9 protein-coding genes and 1 pseudogene are annotated in these 12,055 nt (G+C 71.1%); 5 read left to right on the top strand and 5 right to left on the bottom strand.

The features are described 5' to 3' along the window. Positions 1-144: 144 nt before the first annotated feature. From AB0M11_RS28895 to mgtA, 3 genes are all read left to right on the top strand, one after another. Positions 145-669 carry a hypothetical protein gene (locus AB0M11_RS28895; protein WP_365710548.1) on the top strand — a complete coding sequence of 175 codons (525 nt, stop codon included), beginning with the start codon at positions 145-147 and terminating at the stop codon, positions 667-669. Next, positions 657-1,385: a cupredoxin family copper-binding protein gene (locus AB0M11_RS28890; RefSeq protein ID WP_365710546.1), complete on the top strand. Its 729-nt coding sequence runs from the start codon at positions 657-659 to the stop codon at positions 1,383-1,385. The genes AB0M11_RS28895 and AB0M11_RS28890 overlap by 13 nt, the downstream gene beginning before the upstream one ends. A gap of 392 nt (positions 1,386-1,777) precedes the next feature. Then, positions 1,778-4,525, top strand: a complete 2,748-nt coding sequence (gene mgtA / locus AB0M11_RS28885; protein ID WP_365710544.1) for a magnesium-translocating P-type ATPase — start codon at positions 1,778-1,780, stop codon at positions 4,523-4,525. Between the two features lie 59 nt (positions 4,526-4,584). On the opposite strand, the gene AB0M11_RS28880 is transcribed toward mgtA, so the two are convergent. From AB0M11_RS28880 to AB0M11_RS28865, 4 genes are all read right to left on the bottom strand, one after another. After that, positions 4,585-6,348 carry a thiamine pyrophosphate-dependent enzyme gene (locus tag AB0M11_RS28880; protein ID WP_365710542.1) on the bottom strand — a complete coding sequence of 588 codons (1,764 nt, stop codon included), beginning with the start codon at positions 6,346-6,348 and terminating at the stop codon, positions 4,585-4,587. Between the two features lie 14 nt (positions 6,349-6,362). Then, on the bottom strand, positions 6,363-7,946 hold the full coding sequence (locus AB0M11_RS28875; RefSeq protein WP_365710540.1) for an FMN-binding glutamate synthase family protein: 1,584 nt from the start codon (positions 7,944-7,946) through the stop codon (positions 6,363-6,365). A 93-nt stretch (positions 7,947-8,039) separates the two neighbouring features. After that, on the bottom strand, positions 8,040-8,447 hold the full coding sequence (locus AB0M11_RS28870; protein WP_365710538.1) for a cupin domain-containing protein: 408 nt from the start codon (positions 8,445-8,447) through the stop codon (positions 8,040-8,042). 109 nt (positions 8,448-8,556) lie between these two features. Continuing rightward, positions 8,557-9,573, bottom strand: a complete 1,017-nt coding sequence (locus tag AB0M11_RS28865; RefSeq protein WP_365710536.1) for a zinc-dependent alcohol dehydrogenase family protein — start codon at positions 9,571-9,573, stop codon at positions 8,557-8,559. Between the two features lie 219 nt (positions 9,574-9,792). On the opposite strand from AB0M11_RS28865, the gene AB0M11_RS28860 reads away from it, so the two are divergent. Together AB0M11_RS28860 and AB0M11_RS28855 are read left to right on the top strand one after the other, a co-directional pair. Next, a complete protein-coding gene (locus AB0M11_RS28860; protein ID WP_365710534.1) occupies positions 9,793-10,680 on the top strand; it encodes a helix-turn-helix transcriptional regulator in 888 nt (295 codons plus the stop codon). Between the two features lie 15 nt (positions 10,681-10,695). Then, positions 10,696-10,877 (top strand): annotated as a pseudogene (locus AB0M11_RS28855) (ATP-binding protein); the annotation flags it as partial. Between the two features lie 132 nt (positions 10,878-11,009). On the opposite strand, the gene AB0M11_RS28850 reads toward AB0M11_RS28855, so the two are convergent. After that, positions 11,010-11,984, bottom strand: a complete 975-nt coding sequence (locus tag AB0M11_RS28850; RefSeq protein WP_365710532.1) for a helix-turn-helix domain-containing protein — start codon at positions 11,982-11,984, stop codon at positions 11,010-11,012. Positions 11,985-12,055 lie beyond the last annotated feature (71 nt).

Here is a 12,055-nt window from a genome sequence, read left to right as displayed (position 1 = left end):
CCCAGCTTCCCTCCACAACGACTACCAACAACACCTCCTCCGTCACGTCCTGTTACTCCGGCGGGGGCACCGCATAGCCCGTCGGGCCCGCCCCGCCACCGCAGGCCATTGTCCCTCGCCCCCTCGTCATGTCGAGGTGCCCGAATGAACACACAGCCCCTGCCGACGGCGCCCCTCCCGCCGACCGATCCGATACCCGCCCGGCTGCCGCACCCCGGCACCTACACGGCGGACCGCGACCGCTGCATCGTCGAACTCACCACCCGCCTCGGCCCGTTGGTCACCCTGCGCCGCCGCCTCACCGCGGACGAAGCCGCGCTGACCGTCGCGCCGTCAGCGTCCGACACCGTCCTCAGCCTGAAACTGACCGGCGTCGCGCTCGGCGGCGACGAACTCTCCTTCATCAGCACCGCCGTCGAGCCCGAGGCCGACGGCGCCCGGTTGCGTGTACCCGGCGAACTCGCCACCGGCGACCCGACCGTCCCCTCCATCCCGGCCGCCCTCTCACTGCGCGTCGTCGACCGCAGCGACGACAGCCTCATCGTCCTCGGCACCGCCCAGGTCCCGTACGGCCATCTGCGTAGGACCACCGGCTTCGTCCTGTCCCGCATCCGCCCCGCAGACCGACTGCGTCTGCTCGTCGCCGCGGAGTTCACATGTCCCGCCTGACTTCGCGCGTCCCGCGGATCCTGCTCGCCGCTCTCCTCTCCATGGGCGCCGTCACCTTCCTCGGCGTTCCGCGCGCGAGTGCCGCCGGCCACCAAGTCGTCATGTCCGGCTACGCGTTCGCCCCACGCTCCCTGACCATCACCGCCGGGGAGACCGTCACCTGGGTCAACCAGGACCAGGCGCCCCACGACGTGAAGACCACCTCCGGTCCCGCATCGGTCCACTCCCCGATGCTCGACAAGGGCGGCACCTGGAGCTATACCTTCACCACCGCGGGAACGTACGGCTACGTCTGTACGGTGCACCCCGGCATGACCGCCCAGCTCGTGGTCCGAGCCGCCGCCGCTCAGAAGCCAAGCACCGCGGTACCCGCCGACCGGCGAAGCAACCTCTCCGGCCCCACCAGGACGGCTGCCCCGCGCCGTCCTGCCCGGGTTACCGCGTCCACGCACCCGCACAACACCGCGGCGGCCGCCGCCGTACCGGCCGCGTCGAGCAGCCCGCTCCCCCGCGCTCAGAGCACGGCGCCCACGCTCCAGGCGCAGCTCCCGACAGCCGCCGACAGCGCCGCAGCTGCCCGGCCGCTCGACCCGATGCTCGTCCTGGCAGGCGTCGTCGCAGGGGTCGCTGTGCTGTGCCTGCTGCTGGTCGGCTCCCGCTCCGCGACCGCGTCCGGAGCTCCCCCGACGGCTGGCGGCGAGGCGGACAGGAACTGAGCAGGGCGGAGTACGGGGGCTTCCAGATGCCGGTCGGCGTTGCCGCCACAGGAGGCGACCGCCGGGCTGGGCCGTCGTCCGGCGGGCCGCCTCACTCGTCGCGCGGTCTCACGGGCTCCGGGCCGACTGACCGGAACGCCGCACGGAGGGCGGTAGGTCCCCTGGACAGGGCCCGATCGGCCCATAGGGGCGTGAGCGGCGAAAGGGGAAGGTGGGACCGTGAGGTCACTGCCAGATGAACCGTGCACGCGCCCGTCCTCCCGTCCGCTCAGCATGGGCCGGCGTTGGTTTGGGTGTGTGCCGACGTGTTCCCCGTGTGTGCCGACGTGTTCTCCGTGTGTCCCGACGTGTTCCCCTCGGTGGGAGGCCGGCAGGCCGGGCGGTGGTCGCTGATGGTGACCGCTGTCGGGGCGAGGCCGGTGGCCGGGGGGCGTGCCGTCTCGGCGGCCGCTCTGCCCACTGCGCAGGTGCTCCGTGATCTCGAGGTGACCGCCGACGGTCTCTCGGCGGAGGAGGCGGCACGACGGCTGAAGCGCTGGGGACCGAACGCCGTCCACTCCCATCGGGCCCGGGCGTGGCTGGTGCTCTGGCATCAGCTGCGGTCCCCGCTGCTCGGGCTGCTGCTGGCCGCGGCCGTGGTGTCGTACTTCGTCGGGGAGCGCAGCGACGCTGTGATCATCGGGGTGATCGTGGCGCTCTCCGTCGGTCTGGGCTTCGTCAACGAGTTCCGGGCGGAGAAGACCGCCCAGTCGCTGCACGCGAAGATCCGGCACCGGGCGGTCGTACTCCGCGACGGGCGACCACAGGAGGTGGAGGTCACCGCCCTGGTCCCGGGTGATGTGGTCGAGTTGCGGCTCGGTGACATCGTGCCCGCGGATCTGCGGTTGCTCGCGACCGCCGGGCTGGAGTGCAGCGAGTCGGTGCTGACCGGTGAGTCACTGCCGGTCGCGAAGGACACCGCTGCCGTGCCGGCAGGCACACCACTGGCGGATCTGACCGGCTGCGCCCTGATGGGCACCGTGGTGCACTGTGGAAGCGGCCGCGGTGTCGTGGTGGCCACCGGCGCCGAGGCCGAGTTCGGGAAGATCGCCGCCGGTCTGAGCGGACACCAGCTGGAGACCGAGTTCCAGGTGGGGCTGCGCCGCTTCTCCATGCTCCTCGTCTACGTCGCCGGGGCACTGACCACGTCGATCTTCATCATCAACGTCATACTGCACAAGCCGCTGATCGACGCCCTGCTGTTCTCCCTGGCCATCGCGGTCGGCATCACCCCGCAACTGCTGCCCGCGGTCGTCTCCACCAGCCTCGCCGCGGGCTCCCGGCGCATGAGCCGACGCAAGGTGCTGGTCAAGCGGCTGGTGTGCATCGAGGACCTCGGCGACGTCGATGTGCTGTTCACCGACAAGACCGGGACCCTCACCCAGGGACGCATCGACTTCATGCGGGCCGTACCCGTCGCCGGCACCTCGGCGGAGGAAGTGCTGCGCCTCGGCCTGCTGTGCACCGAGACGGACGTGGACGACCGAGGCCGGCCCGTGGGGGGAAACCCGCTCGACGACGCTCTGTGGGACTCCCCGGCCGCGGCCGCCCAGCGCTCGTCACTGAGCGGCTGGACGCGGACCGGCATCCTGCCCTTCGACCACGAGCGGCGGATGGTGTCCGTCACCGTCACCGATACCGCCGGTGACGCCGTGCTGATCACCAAAGGCGCCCCGGAAGCGGTACTGGAACGCTGCGAGCAGGTGCCTGGGCCGACCCGTCACGCCCTGGAAGCCGAGTTCGCCGCCGGCAACCGCGTCGTCGCGGTGGCGAGCCGTCCCGCCGAGACCGGCACCGCACCTGCTGCTGCCGACGAACACAACCTGCGCCTGGCCGGACTGCTGGTTTTCCTCGATCCGCCCAAACCCGACGCGGCCGAGGCGCTGAAGCGGCTGGACGCGCTCGGCATCACGGTGAAGATCGTCACCGGGGACAATCCCGCGGTCGCCGCCAAGGTCTGCCAGGACCTGGGCCTGGCCGACGCCGCCGTGCTGACCGGGACCGACCTGGACGCCATGGACGACGAGCGGCTCACCACCGCCATCGGCCGCACGACCGTCTTCGCCCGGGTCAGCCCCGAGCACAAGGCCCGCATCGTGCGGATCCAGCGGAAGACCGGCGGCGACGTCGCCTTCCTCGGTGACGGTGTCAACGACGCCCTCGCGCTGCACGCCGCCGACGTGGGCATCTCGGTGGACTCGGCCACCGACGTGGCCAAGGACGCGGCCGACGTGATCCTGCTGGAGAAGGACCTCGGAGTCCTGGCCGACGGAGTCGCCGAGGGACGGCGCATCTTCGCCAACACCATCAAGTACGTCCTGATGGGCACCTCGAGCAACTTCGGCAACATGTTCAGCGCGGCCGGAGCCTCACTCTTCCTGCCCTTCCTGCCGATGCTGCCCTCTCAGATCCTGCTCAACAACCTGCTGTACGACACCAGCCAGCTCGCCATCCCCACCGACGAGGTCGACGAGGAGCAGGTGCGGCGGCCCGCGCACTGGGACATCGCCTTCATCCGGCGCTTCATGATCTGCTTCGGACCGATCAGCTCCCTGTTCGACTTCGTCACCTTCGCCGTGATGCTGGGCGTCTTCCACGCCGACGCCGCCCAGTTCCACACCGGCTGGTTCGTGGAGTCCCTCGCCACACAGACCCTGGTCGTCTTCGCCATCCGCACCCGTCGCGTCCCCTTCTGGCGCAGCCGCCCGAGCCTGCCCCTCACCCTCACGGCGCTGGGTGTCGTCGCCCTCGGGGCCGCCCTGCCGGCCACCCCACTGGCCCCTGTCCTCGGCTTCCAACTGCTCCCGACCGGCTTCTTCGCCGCCGTGGCCGCCATGGTCGTCGTCTACCTGATCCTCGTCGAGTTCGCCAAGCGGATCTTCTACCGGACCGCGGGTGCACCGGCACGCCCGCGACCGGCCCCCGGTCACCGGCACCTACGCCGCCGCGCGGCACGGTTCAGCACCCTCACCCGGCTGCCGCACCCGCGAGCCTCCGCCGCGGACGACGGCGCCCTCGGGGGACACGGCCACTCCTGGTCGACGTCCTCGCCGACGACTCGTGGAGCCTCGCCGGTATCGGCCAGGCCCCCGAAGGGATGAGTACGAGTCAGCTCACCGCCGGGGCACGGCCGAAGCCTTGCCGCATGCGCGGTTCGCTGTCAGTTCCCGCTCGGCTCTCCGTGGCTGCGGACGACTTCCCTCATCTTGGCCACCGCGAACCCCCAGCCCTGTTCGACGGTCGGCTTGGCCGGGACGGCGATCTCGTCGGGGTTGGTGAGGACGTCGAGCAGGACCGGGCCGGGAGTGCGGAAAGCGCGTCGTACGGCGTCTTCCACATCGGCCGGTTCCGTCACGCGGATGCCGGTGATGCCCATGGACTCGGCCACGGCGGCGAAGTCGGGATTGTCGAGCACGGTGCCGAACTCGGGCAGGCCCGCCTGTTCCTGTTCGAGTTTCACCATGCCCAGCCGCCGGTTGTCGAAGACGACGAGCTTGACGGGCAGGCGGTACGACTTGAGGGTCATGAGGTCGCCGAGCAGCATGCTCAGTCCGCCGTCGCCGCAGAAGGCGACGACCTGCCGTTCCCGGTCCAGGCACTGGGCGCCCAGCGCCTGGGGCATGGCGTTGGCCATCGAGCCCAGGTTGTAGGAGCCGATGAGGCGGCGTTCGCCACGCATCTCGACGAAGCGCGACAGCCACACCGTGGCCATCCCCGTGTCGGAGGTGAAGACGGCGTCGTCGGCCGCGATCCGGTCGACGGCCGCGGCCAGGGCCTCCGGGCGGATGTCGTGGCTGCGGTTGTCCAGCGCGGAGCGGACCCGGCCCAGGAGGCCCTTGTCGTGTGCCGGGTCGGCGAGCCGCGCCTGACCGGTCCGCCACTGGTCGAAACGTTCGCGTGCCTTCTCCAGGTGCGAGCGGTCGCGTGCGCCCTCGGACCCGGCGGGCGCGGCGGTGACATGGTCCAGGAGGTCGCGGACGGTGACGGCGGTGTCCCCCACCAGCCCGAGCTCGACCGGTACTCGGCGTCCGATGTGGGTGGCCTCGGTGTCCACCTGGATCACGGTCCGGCCCTCGGGATACCAGTCCCGGTAGGGGAAGTCCGTACCGAGCATCAGCAGCGTGTCCGCGTCCTGGAGGGCCGCCGCCGCGGCCGGGTTGCCGATCAGGCCGGTCTGGCCGACCTGGAACGGGTTGGCCTCGCCCTCGAAACCGGCCTTGGCCTTCAGGGTGAGCACCATGGGCGCGGCCAAGCGGTCGGCGAGGGTGAGGACGTCCTGGCGGGCGGCTCGGGCTCCCTCGCCGACGAGGAGGGTGACGCGTTCGGAGCGGTCGAGGATGTCCGCGGCGCGGCGGACGGCCGACTCGTCGGGCCGGCTCACGGGGGTGTTCAGGGAGAAGCGGGCGGGGCGGTCGGTGGTCACTTCCTTCTCGCCCAGGTCGCCCGGGACGGTGAGCACGGCGACGCCCTTGCGGCCCCGTGCGTGGCGCACCGCCGTCTCCAGCATCTGCGGCAGCTGGTCCGGGGAGGTGACGGTGGCGCGGAAGACGGCCACGTCCGCGAAGAGGGCGTCGTTGTCGACCTCCTGGAAGTAGTCGCTGCCGATCTCGGCGAGCGGTACCTGGCCGGCGATCGCGAGGACCGGAGCGTGACTCTTGGCCGCGTCGTACAAGCCGTTCAGAAGGTGGACGGAACCAGGCCCGACGGTGCCCATGCACACCCCGAGCGTCCCGGTGAGCTGCGACTGGGCGCTTGCGGCGAACGCGGCCGCCTCCTCGTGCCGGCAGCCCACCCATTCAAGGTTCTCGGTGGTGCGGATGGCGTCGGTCAGGGGATTGAGCGCGTCTCCCACGACGCCGAACACCTGGCGCACGCCGAGTTCGCTCAGCGCGTCGACGATGACGCGGGCAACAGTACGGGCCACGTGAGTCCTCCGGTTCAGACGGTGAAGTGGTCGGGGTCGGCGGCGTTCCAGTCGGCCGCCCAGGAGGCCGGCGGCTCGGCGAGCAACTGCCCGGGCCGGAGCCACTCGTACAGCTCCTCGTAGGAGCGCTCGGTGAAGGGGTCGATGCGCCGGCGGAGCATGTGCGGACGCAGCTGCGCGGGGTCGGTGACGCCCATGGACGCCATGATCTGCAACGCGCTGGCCACGGTCGCCTCCTGGAAGCGCTGGACGCGCGCCGTCTTGTCCGGGACGTGGAGTGCGCGGGCGCGGCGGGGATCCTGGGTGGTGACGCCGGTGGGGCAGGTGTTCGTGTGGCACCGCTGTGCCTGGATGCAGCCGACGGCGAACATCATCGCCCGCGCGGCGTTGCCGTAGTCGGCCCCCTGCACCATGCGCTTGACCAGGTCGGTCCCGGTGGCGATCTTGCCGCTCGCGCCGATCCTGATCCGGTCGCGCAGGCCGGTTCCCACGAGGGCGTTGTGCACGGTGAGAAGCCCCTCGGTGAGCGGGGTCCCCACGTGGTCCGCGAACTCCAGCGGCGCCGCGCCGGTCCCGCCCTCGGCGCCGTCCACGACGATGAAGTCGGGCGCCGTGCCCTCCTCCAGCATGGCCTTGCACACGGCCAGGAACTGCCGCCGCGAGCCCACGCACAGCTTGAACCCGGCGGGCTTGCCGCCGGACAGCTCACGCATGCGGGCGACGAAGCGGACGAGTTCCCGCGGAGTGGAGAAGACCCGGTGGTACGGCGGCGAGACGACGGTCTGCCCCTCGGGCACGTCGCGGACCCGGGCGATCTCGGCGTTCACCTTGGCACCTGGCAGGACACCTCCGATGCCGGGCTTGGCGCCCTGTGACAGCTTCAGGGACACGCACTTGACGTGGTCGTGTGCGGCCTTGTCGGAGAACTCGGCGGGGTCGAAGTCGCCGTCGCGCGTGCGGCAGCCGAAGTACCCGGTGCCGATCTCCCAGACGAGGTCACCACCCGGGCGGAGGTGGTACTCGGACAGGCCGCCCTCGCCGGTGTCCTGGGCGAACCCCCCTGCCGCCGCACCCCCGTTGAGGGCGAGGACGGCGTTGGCGGAGAGCGATCCGAAGCTCATCGCGGAGACGTTCAGCAGTGCCATGTCGTAGGGCCGGCCGCAGTCGGGACCGCCGATCCGCACGCGCGGCGGTTGTTCCGGCACCGCTCGCGGCGCCATCGAGGGGACCAGGAACTCGTAGCCGGGCTGGTACACGTCCCGTTCGGTGCCGTAGGGCTCCTCCGCGGCCGTGCCCTTGGCGCGCTCGTAGACGATGCTGCGCACGTCCCGGTCGAAGGGACGTCCGTCGTAGTTCCGCTCGATGAAGTACTGCTGCAATTCCGGACGTATGCGCTCCATGAGGAAGCGGGCATGGCCGAGGACCGGATAGTTGCGCAGCACCGAATGCCGGGGCTGCAGCAGATCCCACGCGCCCAGCAGAGCCGGCAGCAGCACCGGTACGGCGACGAGCAGCCACCACGGGGAGATCCAGGCCCCGGCCAGGGACGCCAGAACGCCTGCGACGAGAGTCAGGACGACGATGACGATGCGGGTCACGCCTTGCTCATTGCCGGGGAATCGCTCTCCAGTCCTGCGAGTCGTCCTCAGGTCACCGGCACCGGCACGGGAGTGTCCGCTGGTGAGAGCGGCTCACGTCGCCGGGGCGGCGGCGTACTCCTCGTCGGTGACGGCGGTCAGCCAGTGCACGACGTCGTGGTCGGCGTCGCCCTCGTTGATGGCCAGGTGGACCATCAGCCGGTTCGGTGCCGCGCCGTGCCAGTGCTCCTCGTCGGCCTCGAACAGGACGCGGTCACCGGGCCGGATGACCTCCACCGGTCCGCCCCGGCGCTGGCACAGGCCGACGCCCTCGGTGACGAAGACGGTCTGGCCCAGCGGGTGGCGGTGCCAGTGGGTACGGGCGCCGGGCATGAAGTGCACCAGGTTCGCGGTGACCCGTGACGGGGCGGGGGCCGCGGCGACGGCGTCGATGTAGACGTCGCCGGTGAACCAGTCGGCGGGGCCCTTGACGGTGCCGATCGAGCTGCGGGTGACCTGCACGGTTGCTTACTCCTTGCTGATTGCTGATTGCTTCTTGCTTCTTGCTTCTTGCTTCTTGCTTCTTGCTTCTTGCTTCTTGCTTCTTGTGCGGGTGGACGGAGTGGGTGGGTCAGGGCGTGAGGAGTGCCTTGACGGCGCGGCGCTCGTCCATGGCCCGGTAGCCCTCGGCGATCTGCTCCAGGGGCAGGGTGAGGTCGAAGACCCGGCCCGGGTCGATCGCTCCCATCAGGACGCGGTCGATGAGGTCGGGCAGGTAACGGCGCACCGGAGCGGGGCCGCCGCGCAGGCCGACGTGGGAGAAGAACAGCTCCTGCCCGTCGACGGCGACCTCGTGGGGGACGCCGACGAAGCCGACGTTGCCGCCGGGACGCGCGGAACGCAGGGCCTGCTCCATGGCCTGGGCGGTCCCGACGCACTCCAGCACGCTGTCGGCGCCGGTCCCGCCGGTCATCTCCTTGATCCGCGCCACACCCTCGTCGCCGCGCTCGGTGACGATGTCGGTGGCACCGAACTCCCGGGCGAGCTTCTGCCGCGTCTCGTGCCGGCTCATGACGATGATGCGCTCGGCGCCCCTCTCCTTCGCCGCGATCACGCCGCACAGGCCGACCGCGCCGTCGCCGACGACCACGGCTGTGGAGCCTGGCCCCACCTCGGCGGCGTCGGCGGCCCACCAGCCGGTGCCCATCACGTCGGACACGGCCAGCAGACCCGGCCAGAACCGCTCGTCAGGGATCTCATCCGTGGCGACCAGGGTGCCCTGGGCGTTGGGGATGCGCACGTAGTCGGCCTGGCAGGTGGACATGAACTCGCGGTGCAGGCAGTTCGACTGGAAACCGTTCCTGCAGTTCGCGCAGGTGTTGTCCGACGTGGCGAACGAGCCGACGACGAACTGGCCCGGCCTGACCGAGGTGACCTCCGAGCCGACCTCCTCCACGAAGCCGACGTACTCGTGGCCCATGGGATGCGGGTCGCCGATCGGCTCCGCGCCGCGGTACGGCCACAGGTCGGAGCCGCACACGCAGGTCACGGCCGTACGGATGATCGCGTCGGTCGGGTGGAGGATCTTCGGGTCGTCCAGGGTCTCGAAACGGACGTCGCCGGGAGCGTGGATCACTGCGCCGCGCATGAGAGGGATTCCTTTGCGTGCCGTGGTGTGCGACCACCGGAGTCCGGGGCCGCACCGAGTGCAGGGCCAGGTGCGCACTTCCCGCCCCGACGTGACACGGCGGGCGGAAAGCACGACGCCGTCCAGGTAACCCGCTCCCGGCACGCGCAGCGAGGCACCGTCAAGGGGTGTACTGGCAGTACACCCCTATGTCCGCGGACCGGACGTACCGTCGAGAGCGTGGACAACCGAACCGAGATCCGCGCGTTCCTCACCTCACGCCGCGCAAAGATCACTCCCGAGCAGGCAGGCCTGCCCTCCGGCGCCCGCCGACGGGTTCCCGGCCTGCGCCGCAGCGAGGTCGCCGCACTGGCCGATGTGAGCGTGGAGTACTACGCCAAGCTGGAACGCGGCAACCTCGCCGGCGTCTCCCCGGCCGTCCTAGAAGCCGTCGCCCGCGCCCTCCAGCTGGACGACGCCGAGCGTGCCCACCTGCTGAACCTGGCCCAGGCCGCCGACGGCTCCGACGTGCTCACCCGGCCGCGCCGCCGCACCAGCCGGGCCTGGTCGCCGCACCGCAGCCTGCAGTGGATGCTGGACGCCGTCACCGCCGGACCCGCGTTCGTCCGCAACGGCCGCATGGACATCCTCGCTGCCAACCAGCTCGCCCGGGCCTTCTACGCCGACGTCTACGCCACGCCCGGCAACCAGGGCAACCTGGCCCGCTTCAACTTCCTCGACCCCGCCTCCCGCCGCTTCTACCCCGACTGGGACCAGGCCGCCGACATCGCCGTCGCCATCCTGCGCACCGAAGCAGGCCGCGACCCCCACGACAAGGACCTCCACGACCTCGTCGGCGAGCTGTCCACCCGCAGCGACGACTTCCGCACCCGCTGGGGCGCCCACAACGTCCGCCACCACGGCACCGGCACCAAACGCTTCCACCACCATGCCGTCGGCGACCTCACCCTCGCCTACGAAGGACTGGAGATGACCGCCGAACCCGGCCTCAGCCTCACCGTCTACGCGGCCGAACCCGGCTCACCCTCCGAAGAAGGACTGCGCCTGCTCGCCTCCTGGGCCGCCACACAGGACGCCGGCTCTCCCACGGAGCAGGGAGCCGGCTGACGCCGCCGGCCTGCGCTCGGCCGTGACCGCGCGCTGGTCTGTGAGGTCACCGACGGCAGCAGCACCTCGCCACGGCTGCGCCGCGCCAAGAGCACGACGAGGACGGCCGAGGCCTGTTCCTGGTCGCGCAGCTCACCAGTCGCCGGGGCACACGGTACACCGGCGACGGCAAGGTCATACGGGCCGAACAGCCTTAACGTGTCGGTGACTCACAGGCGGCGTGGTCACTGGCCGATCTGCTGTGACCGTTGCGCTCCCACCGCCGTGTGCGAGGCCCTGGACGCCGTCGGCCGGGCGCTCCCGGCGCTGTCACCCATCCAGGACCGGGGTCAGAGCCACCCGCGGCGAACTGCCTGCGCGCCCGCCTGGAACCGGCTCGTCGCCCCGAGGCGGACGGTCAGGTCGGTGATCCGGCGTCGCAGGGTGCGTTCACTGAGGCCGAGTTGGCGGGCTATGGTCTCGTCCTTCAGTCCGGCGTGGAGCAAGTGGAGCAGAGCACGCTCCGCCTCGCCGAGGTCGGGATGGTCGTCCGTCTCCCGGGCCTCGCTGCCGAAGACGGGCGTGGCCTGCCGCCAACTCACCTCGAAGAGGTCGACCAGGGCGTCGCACAGCGGTGACCGGTGGACCAGGGCGGCCGTACTGCGCAGGCCGTCGACACCGGCGGTGAGCGGAACGATGGCATCGCGGCGGTCGAAGACCAGCATTTTCAGGGGCACATGGGGCAGCACCCGGGCCTGTTCCCCGAGGAGCACGAGGTGCTGGAGCAGTTCCGCGCGTTCGGGGATGGCCAGCACCTGGCTCGAGTAGACCGCCCGTGCCCGCACGCCACGCGCCAGCAGCTCCTCCTCGGACTGCAACGCGCTCGCGTCAGCCGTGAGGTAGGGCGGGGTGTCGAAGCACAGCACCTCGTGCTCGGCGCCCGCCATCAGCGCGGTCAACCAGTCGGTGATCGCGGTCGGCCCCTCGATGATCTCGACCAGACCACTCGGATCGGAGCTGAGCTTGCGTTCGTTGAACTCGGCGCCATAGGCGTCCAGCGCGGCCTCCGCACGCTCCAGCTCCAGACGGCGGGCGCGGATCAGAGCGGCCAAACCGATGCGCGGATCCAGCGGGGCGTAGCGGGTGGGCCGTTCCGCCGACGGCACCGCGAGGCCCGCCGCGACCAGCCCGTCGAGCATGCGGCGGGCCTGCCCCGTGGTGCACGACTGGTGCCTGGCCAGTTCCATGGCGGTCACGGGCGGCGAGGCGAGCAGATGGCGGTATGCGCGCTCGGTCGGATCGTCGAGACCCAGGGGCTCCAGCACAGGTTCGTCTCCTTCCTGTGGACCACGGTCGGCGCGGCGCTCGGCCGGAACCGGCGCCTGGCCGGTACCGG

This window comes from Streptomyces sp. NPDC051987, from assembly GCF_040680735.1.
In the GTDB taxonomy this organism is placed as follows: Bacteria; Actinomycetota; Actinomycetes; order Streptomycetales; family Streptomycetaceae; genus Streptomyces.
Note: the sequence above shows the minus strand (reverse complement) of the source record. Positions and strands in the feature narration are given on the sequence as shown.